We start from the raw sequence: 26,886 nt of genomic DNA, 5'->3' as shown, positions 1-26,886 counted from the left end.
CCTCACGCTGCGGAAGGGCTCGGGCGGGCTATCAAGGGCCTGAGCCTCGTCCACAGCAGGAGACCCCATGGCGGCCGTCAAGAAATCCGTCCCCGGTTCCGGTTACGGGAATGTCTATGTCGATTCCCTGATCTGGGGCGGGACGACCTGGGATCCGGCCGGCGGGCCGATCAAGGTCTATTTCGGGTCGGGGGCCGACTACGCCGCCGCCAGCAAGGTGCACGGCACCAGCCAATACGGCGACTATCTGGTCGACGCTTCCGGGGCCCAGGCCTGGACGAGCGGCGAGGTGAGGGCCTTCGCCCATGCGATCTCGCTCTACGAGAAGGTCTGCGGCCTCAGTTTCGCTCCCGCGACGACGGTGGAAGAGGCCGACATCGTGTGGTGGAAGACGGAAATCGACTTCTTCACCATGGGAGCGCACGAGCCTCCCGGCGGACGGCAGGTCTGGGGATATTTCAATCCCGGGAGCCCGGGCTGGAAGCACCGCAAGGCCGGAGGCGACGGGCTCAACACCATCGTCCACGAGCTGGGCCACGGGCTGGGGCTGGCACATCCCCACGACGGCGGCCTGAACGGCGACGGCACCAAGTTTCCGGGCGTCGGCGGCTCCGACGACACGGGCCGCCACGGGCACAACCAGGGCATCTGGACCGTGATGTCCTACAGCACCGGCTGGGACCGGGTCCCGCACGACGAATCCTTCGGCGCCCAGACGGGCCTCGGCGCCTTCGACATCGCCGCCCTGCAGGCGCTCTACGGCGAGAACACGACCACGGCGGACGGAAACACGACCTACCGCCTCCCGAGCCGGAACGCCCCCGGCACCGGCTGGTCCTGCATCTGGGACACGGGAGGGCGGGACACGATCAACGGCACGCGCGCCACCGACGACGTGACCATCGACCTGCGCGCCGCGACCCTGGAGGCGGGGAGCCGGCATGCGGGCGGCTTCGTCTCCCACCAGGACGACATCGCCGGCGGCTACACCATCGCCAAGGGCGTGGTGATCGAGAACGCCTATGGCGGCCGCGGCGACGACCGCCTCGTGGGCAACGGGGCCGCGAACCTGCTCGCGGGCAATGGCGGCGCCGACCGGCTGATCGGCCATGCCGGCGACGACATCCTGAAAGGCCGGGCCGGCAACGACGTGCTCACCGGCGGCTCGGGCGCCGACGTCTTCGTGTTCGACTCGAAGCCCAACAGCCGCACCAACCGGGACAAGATCACGGATTTCGCGCCCGGCACGGATAGGATCTGGCTCGACGACGGGATCTTCAAGAAGCTCGGCAAGGGCAGCCAAGCCGACCCGTCGCCCCTGAAGGCAGAGAATTTTGCCCTCAATCGCGCCAAGGAGAAGGACGACTTCTTCATCTGGAACCCGAATACAAAGAAACTGTACTGGGACGTGGACGGCTCCGGCCGGAAGGCGATGGTGGAGATCGCCAGCCTCAAGCTGCAGAAGGGCGAGGGCGCCACCCTCTCCGCATCCGACTTCTTCTTCGTCTGATCGGGTTCCTCCAGGCCTGGCAATGGATCCGGGCCTGAAGGTTCACCGCCAGTTCGGAGGCGGCTCCAGGAAGCTCAGGCTCGCCTGCTCGGTCCTCTTGTTGCCGAGGAGGCAAAGGGGAGTGTCAGGTCCGTCGCTTTGCCGGGAGTGCCGACAGACTTAATATAAACATTGTAACATATCCGATGGCGGCTAGTATGGCCTGAATGCCCACCGGGCCGAGGCCTCGCTGGGCTGGGGAACATCTTCTGTCGAGGTAAGCGATGACGATACATAGGATCGGCTTGGAAACTCGGGTCAACGTGGCAACGGCAAATAACCAGTACTATTCCAGCGTGACGGCGCTGGCGGATGGCGGCTGGGTGGTGACCTGGGATTCCGACGGCCAAGACGGCGACAGCTACGGCATCTACCAGCAGCGGTTCGACCGCGACGGCAACGCCGCCTCCGCCGCCGACCGGCTCGTCAACGTCACCGTGGCAGGCAAACAGTTCGACCCGAGCGTAACGGCGCTGGCGGATGGCGGCTGGGTCGTGACCTGGGCGTCCTATGACGACGATAACGATGACGAGGTCTACATGCAGGTGTTCGACCGCAACGGTGTCGCGGCATCTCCTGTCGACATCCTCGTCAATACGACACCCAATGGTTGGAAGGAGGCCCCCTCGGTAACGGCGCTGGCCGATGGCGGCTGGGTGGTGAGCTGGGCTTCAGGCCAGAGCGGCGACTTCGACATCTACCAGCAGCGCTTCCTGCCGGAGAAGGCGCCGCACGATGTGACGCTCAGCGCCGGCACGGTGCGGGAGGGCGCGGCGGCCGGAGCGGTGGTGGGCACGCTGGTGGGCCACGACGTCAACGTCGGCACCACTGGCGACGCGCTCACCTATACGCTGCTCGACAATGCCGGCGGCCGCTTCAAGATCGAGGGCGACAAGCTTCTGGTGGCGAACGGCTTCAAGCTCGACTTCGAGCAGGCGGCCTCGCACACCGTCAAGGTCAAGGTCACCGACCGCGCCGGCTCAAGCCTCACCAAGGACCTTGTGATCAACGTCACCGACGTGAACCCGGAGATCACCGCCGGTTCGGCCGATCACGACGTGTTCTTCGGCGGCGCCCTCAACGACCGGCTCTCCGGCGGCGGCGGCCACGACACCATCGGCGGCGGCGCCGGCAAGGACAAGCTCTACGGCGGCAAGGGCAAGACCAGCAAGGATGCCTTCGTGTTCGACACCAAGCTCACCAGCAAGAGCGTGGCCAACCGGAACAAGGACAAGATCTACGACTTCGGCTCCAAGTACGACAGCCTGTTCTTCGACGATGCGGCCTTCACCAACAAGACCATCGCCAAGTACCTGAAGAAAAAGAACGCCTCGCTCGACAAGCCGGCCAAGCTCAAGGCGAGCTACTTCAAGAAGGGCAGCAAGGCCACGGACAAGGACGACTTCTTCATCCTCAAGGGCAAGAAGCTGTACTGGGACGTGGACGGCTCGGGCCGCAAGGCCATGGTGGAGATCGCCAGCTTCAAGTTCCAGAAGAAGGAGGGCGAGACCCTCACCCACAAGGACTTCTTCTTCATCTGACGTGCTGTCCCATGATAATTTGAGGGGCGGCGCTAGGGCCGTCCCTCGTTATTCCCCCAGTGGACTCCGAGTGTCTTGGATCGACGACTCATCACGTCCGCTCATACCTAAGGCTACAAACTTTCAATTCTGCTGATGCGCGACTCAAGCTAAGGTGCGGCCTCTTCGGGCCTGGCCCGCGCTTCAGGATCGCGATCATGTCGACGCAAACCGATCGTTCCCGCTTCTCGCCGGAAGTCATCGTCCTCTCCGGCTGTCTGATCGCCCTCATCACCTTCGGGCCGCGTGCCTCGGCCGGTCTGTTCCAGATCCCGATGACGACGGATTACGGCTGGGGCCGCGACGTGTTCGGCCTCGCCATCGCGTTCCAGAACCTCCTCTGGGGTCTCGGCCAGCCCTTCGCCGGCGCCGTGGCCGACCGGTTCGGGGCTCTGCGGGTTCTGTGCGCGGGCGCCATCCTCTATGCGCTCGGCCTCGTGGTCATGGCCTATGCGACGACGCCCGGGATGCTGCATCTGGGCGCGGGCATCCTGATCGGCTTCGGCCTGTCCGGCTGTTCGTTCAACCTGGTGCTCGGCGCCTTCGGCAAGCTCCTGCCCGAGAAGTGGCGGCCAATGGCCTTCGGCGCCGGCACGGCGGCCGGCTCCTTCGGCCAGTTCCTGTTCCCGCCCATCGGCAACGTGCTCATCGCGTCCTTCGGCTGGCAGCAGACCCTGGTGGTCTTCGCCGCGAGCGTCCTGCTCGTCCTGCCCCTGGCGCTCACTCTCGCGACACGCCCCAATGCGGGCGGCGCGTCCGCATCCGGACCGGCGCCCGCGCCGGGTCAGTCGATCCGGCAGGCCCTGTCGGAGGCGTTCCAGCACCGCTCCTACGTGCTGCTGGTCCTCGGCTTCTTCACCTGCGGCTTCCAGCTCGCCTTCATCACCGCCCACCTGCCGGCCTACCTGAAGGATGCGGGGCTGTCCGCCGCCATCGGCGGCTGGACCCTGGCCGTGATCGGCCTCGCCAACGCCTTCGGCTCGCTCTCCTCGGGCTGGCTGTCGACGCGCATGTCGAAGCGCTGGCTGCTGGCCTGGATCTATCTCGGGCGCTCGGTGGCGATTGCTGCCTTCATCCTGCTGCCGGCCTCGCCCGTCACGTCCATCGCCTTCGGCATCTCCATCGGCCTGCTCTGGCTCTCCACCGTGCCGCCCACATCATCCCTGGTGATGCTGATGTTCGGCACGCGCTACATGGCCATGCTCTACGGCTTCGCGTTCTTCTCGCATCAGGTCGGCGGCTTCCTGGGCGTCTGGCTCGGCGGCCTGCTCTACGAGGCCTATGGCAGCTACACCTTCGTCTGGTGGCTCTCGATCGCGCTCGGCATCGCGTCCGCGCTGATCAACCTGCCGATCAAGGAGGCTCCGGTCGAGCGCGCGCCGGCCCTGCAGCCGGCGGAGTGACGGCGCCTTCGCCGAAGGAATGACACGGCCCGCGCTTGCCCTGAACGGCCGCCACGCCACAAATGGTCCGGCGTGGTGGAGGAGAATGGAATGAGCACGTTCAGGGCCGTCGTCATCGACAAGAACGAAGCCGGGCAGAGTGTCGAATTGCGGAGCTTCGACGAGGCCGATCTCATGGACGGCGACGTCACGGTCCGGGTGACGCATTCGACCCTCAACTACAAGGACGGGCTGGCGCTCACCGGCAAGGCGCCGGTGGTGCGCCGCTTCCCGATGATTCCGGGCGTCGATCTGGTGGGGTCCGTCGAGACGTCCTCCCACCCCGATTTCAAGCCGGGCGACGCGGTCGTGCTCAACGGCTGGGGGCTCGGCGAGACCCATCTCGGCGCCTATGCCGAGAAGGTGCGCGTGAAGGGCGATTGGCTGATCCCGCTGCCGGAGGGGCTGACGCCCCATCAGGCCATGGCCATCGGCACGGCGGGCTACACCGCCATGCTCTGCCTGATGGCACTGGAGCGGCACGGCCTGCGGCCGGATCGCGGACCGGCCATCGTGACCGGCGCGGCCGGCGGCGTCGGCTCCGTGGCTGTGGCGCTGCTGGCCCGGGCGGGCTGGCACGTGGTCGCCTCCACCGGCAGGCCCGAGGAGGCGGATTACCTGAGAGGTCTCGGCGCGGCGGAAATCATTGAGCGCGGCGAACTGACCGGCTCCGTGCGTCCGCTCGCCAAGGAACGCTGGGCGGCGGGCGTCGACACGGTCGGTTCGACCACGCTGGCCAACGTCTTGTCCATGACCCGCTACGGCGGCGCGGTCGCGGCCTGCGGCCTCGCTGGCGGCATGGACCTTCCCTCGACCGTCGCCCCGTTCATCCTGCGGGGCGTGTCCCTGCTCGGGGTCGATTCGGTGATGGCCCCGAAGGCGCTTCGCATGGAGGCCTGGGACCGGATCGCGCGCGAGCTCGATCCGGGCAAGCTCGCCGCCATGACCTCCACCGTCTCCCTCGACGAGGTGACGGAGGCCGGGCGGCGGATCGTCGAGGGCAAGGTGCGCGGGCGCGTCGTGGTGGAAATCGGCTGACCTGGGACGCGAAGGGCGCGCCGGTTCGTCGCCTCTCCGTTGGGGAGGGGCGTCCGCGCTCCGGTCATCGGCATTGATTCAGTCCCGCCAGCAACCCCCATCCGGAGGCGATCACGCCATGACCGTCTCGAAGGGCAAGGAGTCTCCGGAGTGCACTGGAGCCTCCTTCGAGACGCCGCTGTCGCGGCTCCTCAGGATGAGGGTGGAGTTTGGTTGCGACCGTCGTGGATGTGGCTGCGTACAGCGCGACCTCATTCCCTCCCCCTTGTGGGGAGGGCCAGGGTGGGGGTGCCGGCGCCGGACTGGAACCAGGATGGCGCCCACACCCCCACCTCCACCTCCTCCCCACAAGGGGGAGGAGAGCAGGTTGGCTCCACCCGCATGAGCTTCGAACCTGCCGAAGCTTGTGGGGAGGAGAGCAACGCGGCGCTTCCGAGGCCCAAGGTCCGTGGGGAGGAGAGCAGCGCGGCGCTTCCGAGGCCCGAGATCGGGGGAGGAGAGTTCGCGCGGCGCCATTCGTACGAGCCCTTGATCGGCTCAACCCTTTACTTGGTGTCGCGCGATCTCTCCCTCAGGGAATTGCGGGATCAGCCGCCCTTGCGGCCGTAGCCCTCGATCCATTTGCGCTGCTTGCCGATCTCGGTCGCCATGAAGTCCATGAAGGCGCGCACGCGCGCCGATTGGCGCAGGTCGGGATGGGTCAGGAGCCAGAGACCGGCCGAGAATTCGGGGTTGATCTCGGAGAGGCGCACGAGGCCGGGCCGGCCGTCCGCGATGAAGCAGGGCAGGGGGCCGATGCCGATGCCCGCCTCCACGGCCTCGGCCAGGCCGAGCACCGTGTTCACCTTGTAGGCGATGAGCTCCGGCGCCACCCGGTCGCGCACGTAGCGGGCGGCCTTGAGCGCCGCCAGGTTGTCGCCCAGCGCGACCCAGGGGCGGTTCGTCAGCAGACCGGGATCGACGGTGCCCGCATCGGGAAATTCGGTGGCCCGTCCGTAGACGGCCCAGGCGATGGTGGCGACCCGGCGGCCGACCAGGGTCTCCGGCGGAGTGTCCGTGGCGCGGATGGCCACATCCGCGTCGCGCTTCGACAGGTTCAGGGCCTGGTTGGCGAGCACCACGTCCAGGCGCATCTCGGGGCAGGCTTCGAGGAAGCGGGTGAAGAGGGGCGTCAGCATGTGGATGAGAAGCGAATCGTTCGTGGTGACCCGCAGCTCGCCCGCGGGCGCCACGGCCTGGCCCGCGAGCTTGCGGGTGAAGGCGGTGACGTTCTCTTCCATCTGTTCCGCGAGCGCCGCCATCTCCTCGCCGGCGGGCGTCAGCACGTAGCCGGTCCGGTGCCGCTCGAAGAGCTTGACGCCGAGGCCGTCCTCCATCTGTCCCAGACGCCGGAACACGGTGGAGTGATTGACGCCGAGACGCTCGGCCGCGCCGGCGAGGCCGTTGGCCTCGGCGATGATCTTCACGAGCCTGAAATCGTCCCAGTCGAGATTCTGCTGTTTGGCCAAGGTCTTGCATCCATGCAATGACGGCCCTGCATTTCTAGCACTAGTTTTGCAGTTTGGAAAGTTTACCCTAAGGCACGTCGGATGGCTGGGGAGCTTCCGCGACGTTCCGGTGCGGCCGGCATTCCGGCACGTTCAAACAACCTTTACCGTTGGAGATCATCGTCATGGCCAAGGTCCTTGTCCTGTATTATTCCGCTTGGGGTCACATCGAGCAGATGGCCTATGCCGTTGCGGAGGGAGCCCGCGAGACAGGAGCGGACGTGGTCGTGAAGCGCGTGCCCGAGCTCGTTCCCCTCGAGGTGGCGCAGAAGGCCCATTACAAGCTGGATCAGCCGGCTCCCATCGCCTCGCCGGAGGAGCTCGCCGAGTACGACGCCATCATCTTCGGCACCGGCACCCGCTACGGCAACATGACGGCGCAGATGAAGAACTTCATCGACCAGACCGGTTCGCTCTGGGCCCGGGGCGCCCTCGTGGGCAAGGTCGGCGCGGTCTTCACCTCCAGCGCCCAGCAGCACGGCGGCCAGGAATCGACCATCCTCACCTTCATCCCGGTGCTCATGCATCTCGGCATGGTGGTCGTCGGCCTGCCTTACTCCTTCACCGGCCAGATGGGCCATGACGAGGTGAAGGGCGGCTCGCCCTACGGCGCCTCGACCATCGCGGGCGGCGACGGCTCCCGTCAGCCGAGCCAGGCCGAACTCGACGGCGCCCGCTTCCAGGGCCGCCACGTGGCCGAGATCGCCGCGAAGCTCGCGAAGTAAGCCTGTCGGCGGAGCGGATCAGCGTTCCGCCGCAGCCCGCCTGAGGCGGTCGTTGATCGCCTCGCCGAGGCCCGTCTCGGGGACCGGGCTCACGGCGATGGTTCCAGCGCCGGTGGCGTCGAGCTGCCTCAGGGACGAGAACAGACGAGCGGCGGCCTCCGTAAGGTCGCCGTTTTCGCTGAGACTGACGACCGCCCGCGCCGCCTCGATCCCGCTTGGCCGGACGGGGCCGAAGAGAAGCGCGGCCTCGCCGGGCTCGATGGCCGAGGCGTTCAGGCGCACGCGCGCCCGAGGCGCATAATGGGAGGCGAGCATGCCCGGCGCGACCGGGCTCGCCCCCGGCTCCGCTCCCGATTCCAGAGCCTGTCCGAGAACAGCCTCGATCGCCTCGCGGGCGACACCGCCCGGGCGCAGCAGGCGCGGAGCGCCGCCGAGACAGGCCACGATGGTCGATTCCACCCCCACCAATGCCGGTCCGCCGTCCAGCACCGCATCGATGCGCCCGTCGAGGTCGCCCAGCACATGGTCGGCCTCCGTGGGGCTGACGCGCCCCGAGCGGTTGGCGGATGGCGCCGCGATGGGCCGGCCGGCCTTCTCCAGCAGGGCATGGGCGAGCAGGTGCGCCGGCACCCTTAAGGCCACGCTGTCGAGGCCCGCGCGGGCGAGGTCGGAGATGGTGCAGGTCTTCGCCACCGGCACGACCAGGGTCAGGGGGCCGGGCCAGAAGGCCCTCGCGAGGCGCCGGGCGGTCTCGTCGAACTCGCCTTGGGCCTCGGCTGCCCCGATGCTGTCGAGATGGGCAATGAGCGGGTTGAAGCTCGGGCGCTCCTTGGCCGCATAGATGCCGGCCACCGCCTCGGCATTGGTGGCGTCGGCCCCGAGGCCGTAGACCGTCTCCGTCGGGAAGGCGACGAGGCCGCCGCCCTGCAGGATCGCCGCCGCGTGGGCAAGTCCCGCCGCATCGGCCGCCAGACGCTGCGTCTGCACCATTGACCCATGATCGTTCACGTCTAAACTATCCTTCAATCCAGGCGGGATTGGCGTGCCTGGGCGGGTTTAACTGCGCGGCAACACGCGTCAATATCAAAAGCCAGCCGCTTCTGAGAGGAAACACCATGACCTATCGCGCGCCCGTCTCCGACATCGTCTTTACGATGCGTCATGTGGCCGGTCTCGACCGTGCCCTCGAAGACGGCCTCTATCCCGATCTCTCGGTCGATCTGGCCCAGACGATCCTGGAGGAGGCGGGGCGCTTCGCGAACGACGTCATCGCGCCCCTGAACCGGGAGGGCGACAAGCATGGCGCAACCCTCAAGGACGGGGTCGTGACCACCGCGCCCGGCTGGAAGCAGGCCTACAAGGCCTGGACGGAGGCGGGCTGGAACGCCCTGCCGGGGCCGGTCGAGTATGGCGGGCAGGGATTGCCGACGCTGCTCAACTCCGCCTGCGTCGAGATGTGGAACGCCGCCTCCATGGCCTTCGGCATCGGCCCGGTCCTGACCATGGGCGCCATCGAGGCGCTGATCAAGCACGGGTCGGAGGATCTCAAGGGCCGCTACCTGGAAAAGCTCGTCTCCGGCGAGTGGACCGCGACCATGAACCTGACGGAGCCGCAGGCGGGCTCCGACCTCGCGGCCCTGCGCACCCGCGCCGAACCCGCGGGCGACGGCGCCTACAAGATCACGGGACAGAAGATCTTCATCACCTACGGGGAGCACGACCTCACCGACAACATCGTGCATCTGGTGCTGGCGCGCCTGCCGGATGCGCCGGCGGGCACCCGCGGCATCTCGCTCTTCCTGGTGCCGAAATTCCTGCCGGACGGCGCCCGCAACGACGTGCGCTGCCACTCCATCGAGCACAAGCTCGGCATCCATGCCTCGCCCACCTGCACCATGATCTTCGGCGATAACGGCGGCGCCGTGGGCTGGCTCGTCGGCGAGGAGAACCGGGGCCTCAACTGCATGTTCACGATGATGAACAACGCCCGCCTCGCGGTGGGCCTGCAGGGCGTCGCCATCGCGGAGCGCGCCTACCAGCAGGCGCTGGGCTATGCCAACGAGCGCAGGCAGGGCCGCGCCGCCATGGGCGCCGTCGAGGGCATGAGCCCCATCGTGGCGCATCCGGACGTGCAGCGGAACCTCCTGACCATGAAGGCGCTCACGGCCGCCGCCCGCGCCATCTGCTACATGACGGCGGAGGCCCTCGACCGCGCCCATCTGGAGACGGACGAGGCGAGCCGCAGGAAGGCCCATGAGCGCGCCTCCCTGCTCACGCCGGTCGCGAAGGCCTTCTCCACGGATGTGGGCATGGAGGTCGCGTCGCTGGGGGTGCAGGTCCATGGCGGCATGGGCTTCATCGAGGAGACGGGCGCGGCGCAGCACCTGCGCGATGCCCGCATCGCCCCGATCTACGAGGGCACCAACGGCATCCAGGCCATCGATCTCGTCACCCGCAAGCTGCCGCTTTCCGGCGGCGCCACGGTGCAGGCGCAGATCGCCGCCATGCGCGCGGTCGTCGCCCGGCTCCTGAAGGAGAGCACGCCCGCCTTCGGCGCCACCGCACCGCGCCTGCGCGACGCCGTCGAGAGCCTCGACCGGGCGACGAGCCATCTCCTCAAGGCCGCGTCCTCGAACGCGCCGGCCGAAGCGCTGGCGGGTGCGACGCCTTACCTGCGCCTCTTCGCTCTCGCGCAGGGCGGCGCGGCCCTGGCCCAGGGCGCGCTCGTCGCCAATGCCCTGATGGCGGGAGGCGACGGCGATCCGGCCCATCCGGCGCGCATCGCGCTCTGCCGGTTCTTCGCGGAGAACATCGCAGTGGGCGCGAGGGGCCTGGAGGAGACGGTGATGGGCGGTGCCGGTTTCCTGCAGGACGCCAACCTGGCGCTGGCGAGCTGATCCCATGACGCTCAACGGCAAGACCCTCTTCATCACCGGCGCCTCCCGCGGCATCGGCCTCGCCATCGGCCTGCGGGCGGCGCAGGACGGCGCCAACGTGGTCATCGCGGCCAAGACCGCCGAGCCGCACCCGAAGCTGCCCGGAACGATCTACACGGCCGCGAAGGAGATCGAAGCGGCGGGCGGCAAGGCCCTGCCGCTCGTGGTCGACGTGCGCGACGAGGAGGCGGTGAAGGGCGCCATCGCCAAGACGGTGGAGACCTTCGGCGGCCTCGACATCGTCGTGAACAACGCCAGCGCCATCAGCCTCACGCCGACGCCGCACACGGACATGAAGCGGTTCGACCTGATGCACCAGATCAACACGCGCGGCACCTACATGGTGTCGAAATACGCGATCCCGCATCTGGAGAAGGCCGAGAATCCGCACATCCTCATGCTGTCGCCGCCCCTCGACATGAGCGAGAAATGGTTCGCGCCGCATCTCGCCTACAGCATCGCGAAATACGGGATGAGCCTGTGTGTGCTCGGGCTGGCGGGCGAGTTGCGGGGCAGGGGCATCGCGGTCAACGCGCTCTGGCCGCGCACCACCATCGCCACCAGCGCAGTGAAGAACCTGCTCGGCGGCGACGAGATCGTGCAGGCGAGCCGCACGCCCGAGATCCTGGCCGATGCGGCCCACGCGGTCTTCCTGAAGCCCTCGAAGGGCTTTACCGGCCGGTTCCTCATCGACGACGTATTCCTCTCCGGAGAGGGCGTGACGGATTTCGAGAAGTACCGGGTCGATCCGACGAAGCCGCTGATGCCCGATTTCTTCGTGCCGGACGATACGCCGCCCCTCTCACCATCGTCATAGAAGTTCTGCTAGAACCTCGGCGGGACAACTGGGGCGACGCGTATGATCTTGATTCACCGGCCGGCGGAAAAGGCAGGGCTCTCGGAGCAATCCCTCGACAGGTATGCCCTGCGTCCGGGAGAGCAGATCCCCGACGACGCCCTCTGGATCGACCTGATCGAGCCCACCCGGGAGGAGGACCGGCTCGTCGAGCAGCATCTCAACATCGAGATCCCGACCCGGGAGGAGATGGCCGATATCGAGCCGTCCGAGATCCTCTATACCGAGAACAACGCGCGCTACATGACCGTGCGCGTTCTCTGCTCGTCCGAGACGGAAGTGCCCAAGCTCATCGACGTGTCGTTCATCCTGACGGAGAGGGCGCTCGTGACGGTGCGTTACGGGGAGCCGCGCTCCTTCACCATGTTCATGTCCCGCGCCGTGAAGCCGGGAGGCTGCCGCCACCAGCCGGAGGCGGTGCTCGACGGGCTCATCGAGACCATCATCGACCGGGCGGCGGAAATCCTCGGCAATGTGGGCTCGCGCATCGACCGCCTGTCGCAATCGGTCTTCGACAACGACCGGGCGGGCACCCGCCGCGCCGCCGCCTTCCGGGCCGCGCTGAAATCCATCGGCCGCAAGGGCGATCTCATCTCCAACGTGCGCGAGAGCATGGTGACGGTGGAGCGCCTGCTCCTGTTCCTCTCGGCCTCGATGCCGCGGCCGCAGCGCTCCCACGGCTATCAGGCGGAATGGCGCACGGCGCTGCGCGACGTGCAGTCCATCGAGGAGCACGCGACGTTCCTGTCGAACAAGCTGCAGTTCCTGCTCGATGCGACGCTGGGCCTCGTGACCATCGAGCAGAACGACATCATCAAGCTGTTCTCGGTCATGTCGGTGATCTTCCTGCCGCCGACCCTGGTCGCTTCCATGTACGGCATGAACTTCAGGCTCATGCCCGAGCTGGAATGGGAGCACGGCTATCCCTTCGCCATCGGCTTGATGATCCTGGCCGCCGTGCTGCCCTATCTGTTCTTCCGCTGGAAGCGGTGGCTGTGAAGTCCCGGGAGGCGTCTCCCGGATCCGCGGGACTTCTCCCGGAGAGGCAGCCTTGCGGCTGCTCCTCGGGATGAGGATGGTGTAAGACACGACGGAGCGGAGGACACCACCATGTGCGGGCGCTACGCCATCACCCTGCCTCCCGACACCTATCGGGAGTTCTACGGCTATCCGGAGCAGCCGAACTTTCCGCCCCGCTTCAACGTGGCGCCGACCCAGCCCGTGCCCATCGTCATGGAGGACAGGGGCGCGCGGCATTTCATGCTCGTGCGCTGGGGCTTCCTGCCGTCCTGGGTCAAGGATCCGAAGGACTTCCCCCTCGTCATCAACGCGCGCGGCGAGACCCTGGAGACCAAGCCCACCTTCAAGGCGGCGCTCAAGCGGCGGCGCTGCATCTTCCTCGCCGACGGCTTCTATGAGTGGCAGCGCCACGGGCGCGAGAAGGCGCCCTTCCTCATCCGTCCGCGCCATCGCGGACCGATGCCGCTCGCCGGATTGTGGGAGACCTACATGGACCCGAACGGCGGCGAGATCGACACCGCCGCCATCGTGACCACGGACGCCAACGGCACGCTCTCCGCCGTGCACGACCGGATGCCGGTGATCCTGTCGCCGGACGATATCGGCTCATGGCTCGACGTGTCCGACGAGCGCGCGGACGCGATGCGCCTCGTGCGCCCGTGCCCGGACGACTGGCTCGACCTGGTGCCGGTGTCGAGCCGCGTGAACAAGGTCGAGAACGACGATCCCGGCGTGCAGGAGCCACTGACCGAGCCGGAGGCGAAGCCGGTCGGGGAGTCGAAGCGCAAGGCCGCCAAGCCGCGCTCCAGCGACGAGGACGGGCAGGGGAAGCTGTTTTAGAGAGCGCCTCTTTCTCCTCATGCTGCGCTAGCCCTGCGACCAGGCGAGGGATTGCGACGTCTCCGGATGTGGCGGTGTTCAGCGCGACGCCTATTCCCTCCCCCTTGTGGGGAGGGCCAGGGTGGGGGTGCCGGCGCAGGACTGGAACCAGGATGGCGCCCACACCCCCACCTCCACCTCCTCCCCACAAAGGGGGAGGAGAGCAACGCGGTGCTTCCGGCGTGAGTCTTCGAGCCGGGCGAGGTCCGTGGGGAGGAGAGCGGGTCGGTGCTACCGCCGCTTCTTCGCGGTCTCGCGCCGCAGGATGCCGATCACTTCGAGATGCGGGCTGTGCTTGAACTGGTCCACCGGCACGACGCGCTCCAGCCGGTAGCCCGAGCCCATCAGGATCGCGGCGTCGCGGGCGAAGGTGGCGGCGTCGCAGGAGACGCTGACGATCAGGGGCACCTTGGAGACGGCAAGCTGCTTCGCCTGCGCTTCCGCGCCCGCCCGCGGCGGGTCGATGACCACCGCGTCGAACGCATTGAGCTCCGGCGTCAGGAGCGGACGGCGGAAGAGGTCGCGTGCTTCGCTCGTGACCCGGCGCAGGCCCGGCGTGGCGCGAAACGCCTTGTCGAGGGCGGCGATGGCGCCCGCCTCGGTTTCCACCGCATGGACTTCCGCCTTCTCGGCGAGGCGCAGGGCGAAGGGGCCCACGCCCGAGAACAGGTCCGCCACGCGCTTGGCCCCCTGGCAGGCCTCGGTCACCAGCCCGGCCAGCGTCTCTTCGCCCAGGCGCGTGGCCTGCAGGAAGGAGCCGGCAGGAGGCACGACCAGGGCCTTGCCCATGCGGATCGCGGGCGGGCGGCGCTCCACCACCACGTCCCCGTGGATCGACAGGCGCGCCAGGTCGAGCTTCTCGGCCAGGCCGATCAGGCTCAGCCGGTCCTTGTCCATGAGCGGCCCGTGGCCGCGCACGTCCACGTCGAGGCCGGTCTCGACCGCCGTGATCTGGATGTCGAGGGGCTTGCGGGAACTGCGCAGGTGCTCGCCGATCGCCCGCGCCACCGGAGGCGCGGCATGTTTCAGGGCGGGTTCCGCGATGGGGCAGAACGCGATCTCCACCACCTCGTGACTGCGCGCGGCCATGTAGCCCACGCGCATGGCACGGTCGGGAAAGCGCACATGCAGGGTCACCCGCCGCCGCCCGTCACCATGGGCGTCGATGAGCGGAGCGACGGGGGCCTCGATCCGCGCCTGCCGCAGGGTGTGGACCAGGGTGTCCCGCTTCCAGTCCTGATAGAAGCCGTGCCGCATGTGCTGGGTCGCGCAGCCGCCGCAGGCGTCGAAATAGGGGCAGAAAGGCGTCTCGCGCTCGGGCGACGCCGCATCCACCGAGACGAGGCGCGCCCGCGCGCCGTCCCGCTCGATGGTGACGGTCTCGCCCGGCAGCGCCATGGGCACGAAGACCGGGCCGGACGCGCTTTCCGCGATCCCGTCAGCCTTCGCGCCGAGACGCGTGATGGTCACCTGTTCAGCCACGGCGTGCTCCCAAAAGGAATTCCCGATTGCCGTCCCCGCCCTCGATGGGCGAGGGGACGAGCCCCAGCGGCGTGAAGCCGAGGGATGCGACGAAGGCCGTCATATCCTCGCAGACGGCGCGATGCACGGCCTCGTCGCGCACGATGCCCTTCTTCACATGGTCGCGCCCCGCCTCGAATTGCGGCTTCACGAGAACCGCCAGGGTGGCGCGGGGCTTCAGCAGCGCGACGGCGGCGGGCAGCACGAGCTTGAGCGAAATGAAGCTCACGTCCGAGACGAGCAGGTCGGCGGCGCGCGGGATCAGATCCGGCGTGAGCGCGCGCGCATCCGTGCCTTCGAGGTTCGTCACGCGGGGATCCTGCGCCACCTTCGGGTGCAGTTGGCCGTGGCCCACATCGACCGCATAGACATGGGCCGCGCCGCGTCCGAGCAGCACCTCCGTGAACCCGCCCGTGGAGGCGCCGACATCGAGGCAGATGCAGCCGTCAGGATCGATGGCGAAGGCATCGAGCGCCGCAGCCAGCTTCACGCCGCCGCGCGAGACGTAAGGGTGCGGCTGCTCGGCGGTGATCGCCGCCTCGTCCGGCACCGCGTCCGAGGCCTTGCGGATCACGGCGCCGTTTACGGTCACGAGCCCGGCCGCAATCGCCTCCTGCGCCCGGGCGCGGCTCGTGAAGAAGCCGCGCTCGACCAGAACCACGTCGGCACGCTTGCGGGTCATGGAATTCCTGCTGCTTGCATTGCGGGTCGGTTGCGAGCCGGGATGGGCACTCTCTGGTTCAGGTTCGGGTGGCGCCGCCCAGCCCTCTCCCCCACAAGGGGGAGGGAAAGGCACCACGTTCTAAGATGTCGCGGCCCTCACCCGGATCTGCGTTCCGGCCTTCCCCGACCGGAGAGGCGAGCCGGCCCTCAGGCCCTGGCCTGGCGCGGCTCCTCGCGGCCCAGGGCCTCGAACACCTTGGTGACGATGCCGGCCGCGTCCAGGCCGGCCTGGGCATACATGCGCTCCGGCTTGTCCTGGTCGATATAGGTGTCCGGCAGGATCATCGAGCGGACCTTCAGGGTGCCGCGGTCCAGCGCGCCCTTGTCGGACAGGAGCTGCAGCACGAAGGAGCCGAAGCCGCCGACGGAGCCTTCCTCCACGGTGATCAGCACCTCGTGGTCGCGGGCGAGCCGCAGGATCAGCTCCTCGTCGAGGGGCTTGGCGAAGCGGGCATCGGCCACCGTGGTGGAGAGGCCGCGCGCTTCCAGCTCCTCGGCCGCCTTGAGGGCTTCGCCGAGGCGCGTTCCCAGCGACAGGATGGCGATGCGGCTGCCCTCGCGCATGATGCGGCCCTTGCCGATGGGGAGCGGCACGCCCCGCTCGGGCATGTCCACGCCCACGCCTTCGCCGCGAGGGTAGCGGAAGGCGATGGGACCGGCATCGTAGGCGGCCGCGGTCGCGACCATGTGGACGAGCTCCGCCTCGTCCGCCGCCGCCATGATGACCATGTTGGGCAGGCAGCCGAGATAGGCCACGTCGAACGAGCCCGCATGGGTCGGTCCGTCCGCGCCCACGAGACCGGCGCGGTCGAGGGCGAAGCGAACCGGCAGGTTCTGGATCGCCACGTCGTGGACGACCTGGTCGTAGGCGCGCTGCAGGAAGGTGGAGTAGATGGCGCAGAACGGCTTGTAGCCCTCCGTCGCCATGCCGGCCGCGAAGGTCACCGCGTGCTGTTCGGCGATGCCCACGTCGAAGGTGCGGCCGGGGAATTCCTTGGAGAACATGTCGACGCCCGTGCCGGTGGGCATGGCGGCCGTGATGGCGACGATCTTGTCGTCCTGCCGGGCTTCCTTGATCAGGCTCTCGCCGAAGACCTTGGTGTAGGCCGGGGCATTGGCCTTGGCCTTGGTCTGGGCGCCCGTCACCACGTCGAAGGTGACGACGCCGTGATACTTGTCGGCGGAGGCCTCCGCCGGGGCGTAGCCCTTGCCCTTCTGCGTCACCACGTGGACCAGGATCGGCCCGGTGCCGGAATCGCGCACGTTCTTCAGAATCGGCAGCAGGTGGTCGAGGTTGTGGCCGTCGATGGGGCCCACGTAGTAGAAGCCGAGCTCCTCGAACATGGTGCCGCCGGTCCAGAAGCCGCGGGCATATTCCTCGGCGCGCTGGGCCTTTTCGTAGATGAATTTGGGCAGCTTCTTCGCCAGCTGCTTGGCTGTCTCGCGCAGGCCCCGGTAGGTGCCGCCGGAGACGAGGCGGGCGAGATAGGACGACATGGCGCCGGTGGGCGGCGCGATGGACATGTCGTTGTCGTTGAGGATGACGATGAGGCGCGAATGCATGGCGCCCGCGTTGTTCATGGCCTCATAGGCCATGCCGGCCGACATGGCCCCGTCGCCGATCACCGCGATCACGTTGTTGTGCTTCTCCTCCAGGTCCCGCGCCACGGCCATGCCGAGGCCGGCCGAGATCGAGGTGGAGGAATGGGCCGCGCCGAACGGGTCGTACTCGCTTTCCGCCCGCTTGGTGAAGCCCGACAGCCCGCCGCCCTGACGCAGGGTGCGGATGCGGTCGCGGCGGCCGGTGAGAATCTTGTGCGGATAGGCCTGGTGTCCCACGTCCCAGATCAGCCGGTCGCGGGGCGTGTCGAACACGTAGTGAAGCGCGACCGTCAGCTCGACCACGCCCAGGCCCGCCCCGAGATGCCCGCCGGTAACGGAAACGGCACTGATCGTCTCGCTGCGCAGCTCGTCCGCCACCTGCCGGAGCTGGTTCTCGGAAAGCTGACGGAGATCGTCCGGGGTTTTGATGGTGTCGAGGAGAGGTGTGGACAAATTTGTTCTCGCCAGAGCGGTTGCAGCGGCCTTCTGTTCAGCAGATAGGGTTGGGAAGGGGCTTGGTCAAACCGAAGACTTGGCCGTTTCCCTTGGGAAACCGGGCTATTCGGCGACGTCGAGCGGCGTCGTGCCGGAAGCCTGGCCGTCCGGACCGACGGTGATCTTCTCGATTCGCGCCTCGGCCTTCTTCAGAAGCTGCTCGCAATGCTTCTTGAGCGCCTCGCCGCGCTCGTAGATCGCGATGGAATCCTCCAGCGGAACATCGCCGCGCTCGAGCCGCCGCACGATTTCCTCGAGCTCGGCCAGGGCCTTCTCGAAGGGGAGGGTCTTGATCGAAGTGGTGTCGGTCATCCTGCCATCCGCCATTGCGTGATCCCGCGTTATGCGGATTGTGGAGCCTCCTGGCAAGGTTCGAGTCGGGCGTGGCTTTGCCGCGCCTTCAGGCGAGGCGGAGGGTGAAGGGAACTCCCTCCATGGCCTCCGCACCCCGGCCGATGCGCCTGACCGCGTCCACCATCCGGCCGTTGCGCCCTAGGATGTCGTCCGCAAGGGCGATGAAGCGGGCATTGGGCGTGGCGCTGGGGGAGGCCTGGCGCAGGGCCTGGGCCATCGCGTCCTCGCACCGCTCGGGCGCCAGGGCGCAGGCGGAGATGTAGGCGGCGGCGGTGGAGCGGCTGATTCCGGCCCAGCAATGGAAGACGAGGGGACTCTCCCGGCCCCAGGTGCGGACGAAGGCGAGAAGGGTCTCGATGTGCTCCGCCTCCGGCAGGATGTGCCCTTCGAGCGGCTCCACGATGTCGCTGACGCCGATGAAGAGGTGCCGGTCCGCCGCAACGCTCGCGGGCCGCTCCACGGCGGAGCCCACATTGATGAGGGTCACCACATGGCTGGCGCCCGTGGTGGCGACGGTATCGTGCAGGCAGGAGAGGGGACAGACGTGCAGGGTCGGCATGGGCCACCTTGAGCCGTGGGAATCGAACGGAAGACCGATCCTGTCTTAAAGATAAGGAGGAATGAGGGAAGGGTGTATCGAGGGGCGTAAGAAACTGTTCTTATGCACGCGGTAGTGGTATATTGTTGCTCCACACCGGAACGGAATGATGGAACAGAAAGCTCCCAGCCTTATCGACAAGCATGTGGCCGGTCGGATTCGCCTGCGTCGCCTCCAACTGGGCATGAGCCAGGAGGATCTTGCCCGGGCGCTGAACGTGACGTGCCAGCAGGTCCAGAAATACGAGAAGGGCGCCAACCGGGTCACCGCCGGGCGCCTGCACGAGATCGCCCGGGTTCTCACGGTGCCCATCCAGTTCTTCTTCGAGGAAAATCCCGGATGCGGGGACGACGTGACGGACGAGGACGCCCGGCGATGGAGCCAGATCATGGCGTCGTCGGACATGGTCAGCTTCATCCAGCTCCTCGCCGGCTTCCGAAGCCCGAAGATCCGCAGGAGCATGAGGGACCTGGCCCTCGCGGTGGCGGAAGAGCTGCGCGAGGGCGGCGGACCGCCCGACAAGGGCTAAGGCATCCCGCTCCACACCGACCTCTCCCCGGAGATGGGGGAGGACAGCGTTCTACACGTCGATCAGGCCGAGATAGATGGCCTTGGCGACCGCGTGCGTCTTGTTGGTGGCGTCGAGCTTTCGCATGGCGTTGCGGATATGGGTCTCGACCGTTTCCTCCGAAATCTTGAGGATGTCCGCCGTATCGGCCACCGTCTTGCCGCGTGCGGCCCAGGCCAGCATGTCGCGCTCGCGGTCGGTGAGGGCGATGCCGGTATTGTTCTGATGAGGGCGGATGACCGTGACCCCCGCCCGGTGTTCCCGGGCGATGATGTCCACCGCGCGCTGCACCCAGTAAATCATGATGAGGTGCAGTTCGTGCTTCCGTTCCGAAAGGAGGAAGTGGAATTTTTCAACCGGGTCCCTCCAGAAGAATGTCGTGGCACTTGAATGAACTCGCCCGAGTTGATCCCGAAAGTGGTACGGGATCATCAAGCCTTCGGTAAAACCGTGATCACGAGCGGCTTCCATCGTCTTGATAGCGCCGGGCTTCCTGCGTCCCGTGAAGACCGGTAGCGGTATGCTTCCCCACGTGAAGGGAATGTTGATCTTCCGCGCCTTCGCGATTGCGGGATCGACGACAACGAAATTGTTGCGGATGTATTCCTCCTTCCAGGCGCCGCTGATTGTTCCGAAATGAAAGGGCATGTCGAGATGCGGCTGGCCCGCATCGATGAAGTTGAAAGCCGAGAATCCGTAATTCTCAATGATGTCCTGGAGAAAAATACGCAGTTCGTCGAGCGACGTGCAGGCTTCGATACCGGCAATGGCCTCGTCCAGGTCCAATTCTAACCTCACGGTTTTCCGGGATACCGAGCGGCTCTCAGAAGGGTGACGATGTTCATGATGATTCATGGAAATCCGCCTTCATGCAAACCGCGTCCAAGCACTTACGGGCTGTTTTCTGTACCGAAACGCAAAATCCTAGCGTTGTCGATCAGCTCTATCAATTCCGCAAAACCCTGTTCGTCGATGCGCTGAGGTGGGATCTGACGGTAAAGCGCGGTCGCGAACGTGATCAATTCGATACGGGATCAACGATTCACTGTGCTCTATTCCGTAGCGGAAATCTGATTGCAGGTTTTCGCGCCATCCGCACCGACCGTCCCTATCTCGCTCAATCCGTCTTTCCTCACTTGGCGACCTTCGCAGCCTATCCGCAGCGTCATGACGTTTGGGAAATAAGCCGATTCGGCGTTCTTCCGTCAGAAGCGGGCTCGATCACTGCGCGGCTTCTCTATTCCCTCATGTTCCATCTTGCCTACCGGTGCGGCGCGAGCGCGTTGGTTGCCCTTGCCGATCTTCGATACGAACGATTTCTCACGCAGCTCGGCATCAGGACGCGGCGCTACGGCCCGCCGCAGATCGTCGGGCTCGACGAGACCGGTAAGCCTCTCTCGCTCGTAGCGGGCGACATCCCCCTGGCCAACCAGCGCGGCTGGCGCTTCGAGGCTCTTCTCAAACTGGCTGCAGACGTGGAGATAGACGATGAGACACTGGTTCTCGGATCTGACCGCCTTTCAGCGTGATCCTCTGGCCTTCCTTCTGGAAAGAGGCAACTCCGCGACCGAGCCGCTGGTCCCCATGGCGCTCGGCCCCGCGCCGATGTTTCTTGTGACCGATCCCGAGATCATCAAGCCGCTGCTCAAGGCGGATGAAGGAGAAATCGACAAGGGGCGGCTCATTCATAAGTTGCGCTCCGTCGTGGGGGTTAGTTCGTTGACGATGAGCGGAGACGAGTATGTCCGTCGCCGCGAGGTCCTTCACAAATACATGGCGAAGGGCTCCGTGGAGCGCCTCACGGCACCGATGTCGGCGGAAGTCCGAGCAGTCGGCGCACGGATCGCGAAGAATCGCAGCTTCAGCCCGCATGGAGCGCTCGCGCCGCTTGCATTGAAGATGGCCTGCATCGCCTTGTTCGGTCGCCAAGTTCTCTCGGCTGCCGATGAACAGACTATCGTCGCGGCTGTAAGGCTCGTCGAAGACGATCTGGCGGACGAACTCTTTCGTGTCGTGCCACTCATGCCGTGGGAGAGTTACAGGCGGAAAAAAAGGCGCGAGTTCGCCCGCAAGGCCATGAGCCTCGTGGTGCGGCGGGTGCGCGATCGTGCCCATGACGCATCGGTGCTACGTGCCTTGGAAAGCCTCGGTTTGAGCGACGAGGATCTGTCGAACGAGATTCTGACGATGCTGCTCACGGGCCACCACACGACAGGCTCGGTCGCGGCATGGCTCGTCTATCATCTCTCCACTGAGCCGGGACTTGCGGACGCGGTTGCCGACGAGGCGGCTTCGATCACCGATTGGAGCGGCGAGATCCCTGCCGACAGGTTGAAGAACGCACCCATCAGTCTCGCCCTGGTGCGCGAGGTGCTGCGGCTCTATCCGAGCGCCTGGTGGTTCTCGCGGGAGACGAAGCGCGATATCGAGTTCGGCGGGCGCAAGTTGAGGCGCGGCACGTCGCTCATCATCGCTCCGTGGCAGTTGCACCGCGATCCCCGGCACTGGGACGAGCCCGAAAAATTCCGGCTCGACCGTTCTTACGGCAACCGGGCCTATCTGCCCTTCGGCCTCGGTCCGCGCGCCTGCGTCGGCATGGGGCTCGCCATGCTCGAACTGCAGCTCATCGCGCTGGAATTCGCCTCCGCCTACTCCTTCGGGCAGGTGACGCCCTGTCCGGCGCCGAGACCGACGCCGTCGGTCACGCTGATCCCGCCGGACATGCAGATCGAGATCCGCATTCGAGAACCCGCGCGGCTGCACGCCTCCGTCGCCTGAAAGGAAAGCCCCCGATGAGAATTCACGATTTCAGCGACGACGACTGCTCCGATGCGAGCGGAAAGAAAGACAGGGTGGTGTCCGTGCTCCGTTCCGAACTCATCAACCGCGTGCTGCGGCTGCCCGACGAGACGAGGGCGAAGCTGCTCGCGTTTCTCCACCTCGTGGACGATCTGCGCCTGGTGGATGCCGACCTGCAGGTGGACCCGGGCGGCGAGATCCGGATGATGATGTTCAGCCGGAAGGATCCGCGTGCAAAACCGCGACTCTCTCGTGGTAGCGCCGCTGAGCCACTTCAATAGGCCAGGGCTCCACCAGGGCGGCGACGGAGCGGGGCAAGGGCTCCGGCCGGCCGAAGATCCTGATTGCTTCCTCGCGCGCAAAACCCGCCAGGTGGGTCGCCTCGAGATAGGCGGCCTGCCTGTCCGCGCGCTTGATGAAGCGCTTCAGGACGGCGGCAGGCTCCGGGCTCAGGCCGAAATGGAGGTGGATCGCGGCGAGGAGCCGCCCTTCGATCACCTTGTAGGCATCGCCGATCACCGCCTTGAAGGGCGAGATGATGTCGCCGATCACGTATTCCGGCGCGTCGTGCAGCAGCACCGCGAGCCGCCAGGCGCGCGACATCTCCGGGTTCAGGTGTTCGGCGATCGCCTCCACCAGCAGGCTGTGCTGCGCCACGGAGAAGATGTGGTCGCCCACCGTCTGGCCGTTCCAGCGGGCGACGCGGGCGAGGCCGTGGGCGATGTCGTCGAGCTCCACGTCGAGGGGCGAGGGGTTCAGGAGATCGAGGCGTCTGCCCGAAAGCATCCGCTGCCAGACGCGGGGTTCCTTCGTCATCAGCGCGTCTCGGCCAGCGCCGCGCATTCCGCATGGCGGAAGCAGCCGGTGAGATGGTCGTTGACCATGCCGACCGCCTGCATGAAGGCATAGACGATGGTGGGGCCGACGAAATTGAAGCCCTCGGCCTTGAGCGCCTTCGAGATGCGCCGGGACACCTCGGTTTCGGTGGGGATGTCGGCGCGCGTGCGGGCATGGGTCTGAACCGGCCGCCCATCCACGAAATCCCACAGGAAGCGCGAGAAGCCGCCCCGCTCCTGGATGGCGAGCCAGGCCCGCGCGCTCGCCACGGTGCTCTCGATCTTGGCGCGGTTGCGCACGATGCCGGGATCGAGCATCAGCGCCTCGACCTGGGCCTGATCGAACCGGGCGATGACCGCCGGATCGAAGCCCGCGAAGGCCTGCCGGAAGTTGTCGCGCTTGCGCAGGATCGTGATCCAGGACAGCCCGGCCTGAAAGCCGTCGAGAATGAGCTTCTCGAACAGGGCCCGGTCGTCGAACTCCGGCACGCCCCATTCCGTGTCGTGATAGGCGACATAGAGCGGGTCGGTGCCGGGCCACCAGCAGCGGGCCTTGTGGTCGGGATGGAGGATCAGTCCGTCGGTCATGAGGCTGGTGTAGCGGGCTCTCGCGGAGTCGGGAAGTGGGGTTGAGGCGGGTTCCTGTCGCCGCTGTTCGTCCGGCCTCTCCGCAGCCCTCATCCTGAGGAGGTCACGCAGGACCTTGTTGAAGGGTGGGGCATGTCAGGAGCGGACTGGACCCTCCTTCGGGACGCGGCTTCGCCGCTCCTCAGGATGAGGTTGGGAGAGGATGAGACCGTCGTTGATGTGGCGGTGTTCAGCGCGACCTTGTTCCCTCCCCCTTGTGGGGAGGGCCAGGGTGGGGGTGTGAGCGATAGCCTATGAAGGTGTGGCGCTCACACCCCCACCTCCACCTCCTCCCCACAAGGGGGAGGAGAGCCGGTCGGCGCGTCCGAGGTCCGTGGGGAGGAGAGCAGCGCGGCGCCATCCGCGTGAGCCTTACCAAGCCCGGCATCCGTCGGCGGGGAACTCCGCTGCGGCCCGAATGCGCCGCTCACGTCCCAGGCGCGCCCTTCGCCTCCACCATCTCGGCCATCCGCCGCGGCTCGTCGTCCGACAGGGCGCGAAGGCCCTCGGCCACGCCCCGGCGGTCGGCGTCGGGGCGGTTCTGGCTCACCTTCCATTTGCCTTCGATCCGGGCGATCTCGATCTCGATGCCGACGATGCCCTTGAGCTGCGCCGCGACGAAGGCGGGCGGGGCATCGCTCACGGCCCAGGGCTCGGGATGCGCCGCCTCCTGCTGCCCGGTCATCTCGCCGATCTGGCGCATCAGCCATGCGGGATCCTCGACCGCCCTCATCCGGCCCCGGGCCTGCACGACGGCGTAGTTCCAAGTCGGCACGACCTTTCCGGTCTCCCGCTTCGTCTCGTACCAGGAAGGCGTGATGTAGGCCTCGGTCCCCTGGAAGACGACCAGGGCCTCCTGGCCCGGATCGAAGTCCTGCCATTGCGGATTGGCCCGGGAGAGATGGGCCTTCAGCGTCCCCAGGGGAGACGCGGCTTCGTCGAGGACGAAGGGGATGGGGTTCGCGAGAAGGCCCGAGCGTCCCATCGTCACGAGCATGCCGAGCGGATGGGCCCGGATGAGCGCGTGCTGAACCTCGAGGCGGTCTTCGCGGAAATGCGGCGGCTGATACATGGCGGGCCTGTCGAATGTCGCGGGCCAGCTAAGCGCAATCCCGGGCGCCTGACCAATCAATCTTCCAGCACGCCGCCATCACGCGCCGCGATGGATCACGAGACCCGTCGCAGGCTCCTGAGCTTGTCGGCCAGCTCGGTCCAGCGATACGGCTTGCTGATGAAGGAGGTCCCGTCCGGCATACCCTGGAAGGGCAAGGTCGACATGGGGTAGCCGGAGGCGAGCAGGATGCGGATGTCGGGCCGCAGGCGCCGGGACTCCTTGGCGAGGTCGAGGCCGTTCATCCCGCGCGGCATCACCACGTCCGAGAACAGCACGTCGATGTCCACGTCGCGCCTGAGCACGTCCAGGGCGCTCGGGGCGTCCCCGGCGGTGAGCACGTCGTATCCCAGGCTTTCGAAGATCTCGACGGCGATGTCGAGCACCTCGGGCTCGTCCTCGACGATCAGCACGGTCCCGGCGCTCTGGCGGATCTGCCGCTCCTCCTCGGAATCCTCGCCCTTCTCCTCGTCGCCGTCCTGAGCCGGGAGCAGAAGCATGATCCGCGTGCCCTGGCCCGGGATGCTGTCGATGTCCACATGCCCGCCCGACTGGCTCACGAAGCCATAGACCTGGCTCAGGCCGAGCCCGGTTCCCTTGCCCACCTCCTTGGTGGTGAAGAAGGGCTCGAAGACCCGCGTGAGGATCTCGGGCGGCATCCCCTGTCCCGTATCCGCGACCGTGATGGCCACGTACTCGCCCGGCGTCGCCTCCACCCAGGCATTGCCGCTGCCGCCTGAGCTGACGTTGCGCGTCGAGATCGAGAGCCTGCCGCCGTCCGGCATCGCGTCGCGGGCGTTGACCACGAGGTTGAGGAGCGAAACCTCGAACTGGGGCCCGTCGATGTTCGCGGCCTTGAGATCGGGCGCAAGATCGAGCTGCAGGTCGATCGCCTCGCCGCAAGCCCGGCGGAAGACGGGCTCGAAGCCCCTGATGAGGGTGTTCGGGTTGTTGAGTTCGGGCTGCAGGGGCTGCCGGCGCGAGAAGGCCAGCAATTGCTGCGTCAGCTTCGCCCCGCGCTCGGCGGCGCGATGGGCGCTCTCGATCAGCCGCTTGTCGCGCGGGTTGCTGGCGTTGCGGGTGAGCAGGTCGAGATTGTTGACGATGATCGTCAGCAGATTGTTGAAATCGTGCGCGATGCCGCCGGTGAGCTGTCCGACCGCCTCCATCTTCTGCGACTGGAACAGCGCGGCCTGGGTCTGCTTGAGGGCTTCCTGGGCTTCCCGCCGCTCGGTGATGTCCCGGGTGACCTTCGCGAAGCCGGTCAGTCGGCCCTCGTCGTCGTAGATCGGGTCGATCACGACGTTCGCCCAGAAGCGCGATCCGTCCTTGCGCAGGCGCCAGCCTTCCGCCTCGAACTTGCCCTCCTCGAGGGCGGTCTTCAGGGCCTTGCGGGGAATCCCGGCGGCGAGGTCCTCCTCGGTATAGAATCGGGAGAAGTGCTGGCCGACGATCTCGTCCACGCGGTAGCCCTTGATGCGCTCGGCGCCCGCATTCCAGTTCGCCACGTAGCCGCCCGTGTCGAGCATGAAGATGGCGTAGTCCGTCACGCCCTGGACCAGCAGACGGAAGCGCTGCTCGCTCTGCCTCAGGGCCTCCTGCGCCTCCCGCCGCTCGGTCACGTCGCGGGTGACCTTGGCGAAACCGGTCAGGCGGCCAGAGGGATCGATGATCGGGTCGATGATCACGTGGGCCCAGAACCGGGTTCCGTCCTTGCGGACGCGCCAGCCCTCGTCCTCGAACCTGCCCTCGGTTGCCGCTATGCGGAGCGCACGGAGCGGGCGTCCGGCGGCGCGTTCCTCGGGGGTGTAGAACCGGGAGAAGTGCTCTCCCAGGATCTCGCTCTCCGTGTAGCCCTTGAAGCGTTGCGCTCCCGGATTCCAGCTCGCGATGATCCCGGTGGGGTCGAGCATGTAGATGGCATAATCGGTGATGGAATCGATGAGGAGCTGGAAGGGCTCCTTGTTCCTCAACGAGCCGTACTCTAGTCCCGTATCCATCCAGACATTCCCCGTTCAGGCGCTATTCGAGCTTTCGTTCGAGAATGAGCTCAACGGAGAGCAACGCAGGTGCTGCTGAT

General features: G+C 66.9%; 25 protein-coding genes. 13 read left to right on the top strand and 12 right to left on the bottom strand.

Features of this window, described 5'->3' with window-relative positions; all coding sequences use genetic code 11:
• Positions 1-67: 67 nt before the first annotated feature.
• The 4 genes from LGR44_RS08850 (at position 68) to acuI (ending at position 5,609) form a co-directional block, all read left to right on the top strand.
• Positions 68-1,510: a M10 family metallopeptidase gene (locus LGR44_RS08850; protein WP_226739490.1), complete on the top strand. Its 1,443-nt coding sequence runs from the start codon at positions 68-70 to the stop codon at positions 1,508-1,510.
• Between the two features lie 302 nt (positions 1,511-1,812).
• Entirely contained in the window at positions 1,813-3,090 is a 1,278-nt protein-coding gene (locus LGR44_RS08845; RefSeq protein WP_226739488.1) for a cadherin repeat domain-containing protein, read from the top strand.
• A gap of 197 nt (positions 3,091-3,287) precedes the next feature.
• Positions 3,288-4,532, top strand: coding sequence for an MFS transporter (locus LGR44_RS08840; protein ID WP_226739486.1), 1,245 nt, complete (start codon positions 3,288-3,290; stop codon positions 4,530-4,532).
• Between the two features lie 90 nt (positions 4,533-4,622).
• Positions 4,623-5,609 carry an acrylyl-CoA reductase (NADPH) gene (gene acuI, locus LGR44_RS08835; protein WP_226739485.1) on the top strand — a complete coding sequence of 329 codons (987 nt, stop codon included), beginning with the start codon at positions 4,623-4,625 and terminating at the stop codon, positions 5,607-5,609.
• Positions 5,610-6,196: 587 nt separating this feature from the next.
• On the opposite strand, the gene LGR44_RS08830 is transcribed toward acuI, so the two are convergent.
• On the bottom strand, positions 6,197-7,117 hold the full coding sequence (locus LGR44_RS08830; protein WP_226739483.1) for a LysR family transcriptional regulator: 921 nt from the start codon (positions 7,115-7,117) through the stop codon (positions 6,197-6,199).
• A gap of 164 nt (positions 7,118-7,281) precedes the next feature.
• Between LGR44_RS08830 and wrbA the strand changes: the two genes are divergently transcribed.
• Positions 7,282-7,881: an NAD(P)H:quinone oxidoreductase gene (gene wrbA, locus LGR44_RS08825; protein ID WP_226739481.1), complete on the top strand. Its 600-nt coding sequence runs from the start codon at positions 7,282-7,284 to the stop codon at positions 7,879-7,881.
• Positions 7,882-7,899: 18 nt separating this feature from the next.
• Here wrbA and LGR44_RS08820 read toward each other — a convergent pair whose 3' ends face one another.
• The gene (locus tag LGR44_RS08820; RefSeq protein ID WP_264196440.1) at positions 7,900-8,871 is read right to left on the bottom strand and encodes an L-threonylcarbamoyladenylate synthase; all 972 of its coding nucleotides are present in this window, start codon (positions 8,869-8,871) and stop codon (positions 7,900-7,902) included.
• A 125-nt stretch (positions 8,872-8,996) separates the two neighbouring features.
• On the opposite strand from LGR44_RS08820, the gene LGR44_RS08815 reads away from it, so the two are divergent.
• The 4 genes from LGR44_RS08815 (at position 8,997) to LGR44_RS08800 (ending at position 13,533) form a co-directional block, all read left to right on the top strand.
• Positions 8,997-10,778 carry an acyl-CoA dehydrogenase gene (locus LGR44_RS08815; RefSeq protein WP_226739477.1) on the top strand — a complete coding sequence of 594 codons (1,782 nt, stop codon included), beginning with the start codon at positions 8,997-8,999 and terminating at the stop codon, positions 10,776-10,778.
• A gap of 4 nt (positions 10,779-10,782) precedes the next feature.
• Positions 10,783-11,634, top strand: a complete 852-nt coding sequence (locus LGR44_RS08810; protein WP_226739475.1) for an SDR family oxidoreductase — start codon at positions 10,783-10,785, stop codon at positions 11,632-11,634.
• 42 nt (positions 11,635-11,676) lie between these two features.
• Entirely contained in the window at positions 11,677-12,672 is a 996-nt protein-coding gene (locus tag LGR44_RS08805) for a magnesium transporter CorA family protein (protein ID WP_226739473.1), read from the top strand.
• Between the two features lie 111 nt (positions 12,673-12,783).
• Positions 12,784-13,533: an SOS response-associated peptidase gene (locus LGR44_RS08800; protein WP_226739471.1), complete on the top strand. Its 750-nt coding sequence runs from the start codon at positions 12,784-12,786 to the stop codon at positions 13,531-13,533.
• A 270-nt stretch (positions 13,534-13,803) separates the two neighbouring features.
• Here the strand turns inward: LGR44_RS08800 and LGR44_RS08795 are convergent, their stop codons facing one another.
• From LGR44_RS08795 to LGR44_RS08775, 5 genes are all read right to left on the bottom strand, one after another.
• Complete coding sequence (locus tag LGR44_RS08795) at positions 13,804-15,054, bottom strand: class I SAM-dependent RNA methyltransferase (RefSeq protein WP_226739469.1); 1,251 nt, start codon at positions 15,052-15,054, stop codon at positions 13,804-13,806.
• Positions 15,047-15,775: a TlyA family RNA methyltransferase gene (locus LGR44_RS08790; protein ID WP_226739467.1), complete on the bottom strand. Its 729-nt coding sequence runs from the start codon at positions 15,773-15,775 to the stop codon at positions 15,047-15,049. The genes LGR44_RS08795 and LGR44_RS08790 overlap by 8 nt, the downstream gene beginning before the upstream one ends.
• Before the next feature lie 188 nt (positions 15,776-15,963).
• On the bottom strand, positions 15,964-17,871 hold the full coding sequence (gene dxs, locus LGR44_RS08785; protein WP_226739465.1) for a 1-deoxy-D-xylulose-5-phosphate synthase: 1,908 nt from the start codon (positions 17,869-17,871) through the stop codon (positions 15,964-15,966).
• Between the two features lie 105 nt (positions 17,872-17,976).
• A complete protein-coding gene (locus tag LGR44_RS08780; RefSeq protein WP_226739463.1) occupies positions 17,977-18,225 on the bottom strand; it encodes an exodeoxyribonuclease VII small subunit in 249 nt (82 codons plus the stop codon).
• An 88-nt stretch (positions 18,226-18,313) separates the two neighbouring features.
• The gene (locus LGR44_RS08775; protein WP_226739460.1) at positions 18,314-18,826 is read right to left on the bottom strand and encodes a tyrosine phosphatase family protein; all 513 of its coding nucleotides are present in this window, start codon (positions 18,824-18,826) and stop codon (positions 18,314-18,316) included.
• Positions 18,827-18,974: 148 nt separating this feature from the next.
• Here LGR44_RS08775 and LGR44_RS08770 point away from each other — a divergent pair, with 148 nt between their 5' ends.
• Positions 18,975-19,394: a helix-turn-helix domain-containing protein gene (locus tag LGR44_RS08770; RefSeq protein WP_226739458.1), complete on the top strand. Its 420-nt coding sequence runs from the start codon at positions 18,975-18,977 to the stop codon at positions 19,392-19,394.
• 51 nt (positions 19,395-19,445) lie between these two features.
• Here the strand turns inward: LGR44_RS08770 and LGR44_RS08765 are convergent, their stop codons facing one another.
• Positions 19,446-20,219 (bottom strand): helix-turn-helix transcriptional regulator, encoded by a 774-nt coding sequence (locus LGR44_RS08765; RefSeq protein ID WP_226739456.1) that lies wholly within the window; start codon positions 20,217-20,219, stop codon positions 19,446-19,448.
• Between the two features lie 83 nt (positions 20,220-20,302).
• Between LGR44_RS08765 and LGR44_RS08760 the strand changes: the two genes are divergently transcribed.
• From LGR44_RS08760 to LGR44_RS08750, 3 genes are read left to right on the top strand one after another with little or no spacing between them, the layout of a single operon-like run.
• Complete coding sequence (locus tag LGR44_RS08760; RefSeq protein WP_226739454.1) at positions 20,303-20,962, top strand: acyl-homoserine-lactone synthase; 660 nt, start codon at positions 20,303-20,305, stop codon at positions 20,960-20,962.
• Positions 20,922-22,211: a cytochrome P450 gene (locus tag LGR44_RS08755; RefSeq protein ID WP_226739453.1), complete on the top strand. Its 1,290-nt coding sequence runs from the start codon at positions 20,922-20,924 to the stop codon at positions 22,209-22,211. The genes LGR44_RS08760 and LGR44_RS08755 overlap by 41 nt, the downstream gene beginning before the upstream one ends.
• A 14-nt stretch (positions 22,212-22,225) precedes the next feature.
• Positions 22,226-22,513: a hypothetical protein gene (locus tag LGR44_RS08750; protein ID WP_226739451.1), complete on the top strand. Its 288-nt coding sequence runs from the start codon at positions 22,226-22,228 to the stop codon at positions 22,511-22,513.
• On the opposite strand, the gene LGR44_RS08745 is transcribed toward LGR44_RS08750, so the two are convergent.
• From LGR44_RS08745 to LGR44_RS08730, 4 genes are all read right to left on the bottom strand, one after another.
• Positions 22,446-23,048 (bottom strand): HD domain-containing protein, encoded by a 603-nt coding sequence (locus tag LGR44_RS08745; RefSeq protein WP_226739449.1) that lies wholly within the window; start codon positions 23,046-23,048, stop codon positions 22,446-22,448. The two genes, LGR44_RS08750 and LGR44_RS08745, sit on opposite strands and share 68 nt — an antisense overlap.
• The gene (locus LGR44_RS08740; protein ID WP_226739447.1) at positions 23,048-23,656 is read right to left on the bottom strand and encodes a DNA-3-methyladenine glycosylase I; all 609 of its coding nucleotides are present in this window, start codon (positions 23,654-23,656) and stop codon (positions 23,048-23,050) included. The genes LGR44_RS08745 and LGR44_RS08740 overlap by 1 nt, the downstream gene beginning before the upstream one ends.
• Positions 23,657-24,122: 466 nt before the next feature.
• Positions 24,123-24,767, bottom strand: coding sequence for an FMN-binding negative transcriptional regulator (locus LGR44_RS08735; RefSeq protein WP_226739445.1), 645 nt, complete (start codon positions 24,765-24,767; stop codon positions 24,123-24,125).
• 95 nt (positions 24,768-24,862) lie between these two features.
• Complete coding sequence (locus LGR44_RS08730) at positions 24,863-26,806, bottom strand: hybrid sensor histidine kinase/response regulator (RefSeq protein WP_226739443.1); 1,944 nt, start codon at positions 26,804-26,806, stop codon at positions 24,863-24,865.
• Positions 26,807-26,886 lie beyond the last annotated feature (80 nt).

Origin of the sequence: Microvirga lenta, from assembly GCF_020532555.1 — a bacterium.
Classification (GTDB): Bacteria; Pseudomonadota; Alphaproteobacteria; order Rhizobiales; family Beijerinckiaceae; genus Microvirga; species Microvirga lenta.
The sequence above is the reverse complement of the archived record's forward strand: the minus strand, read 5'-3'. Positions and strand labels throughout refer to the sequence as shown.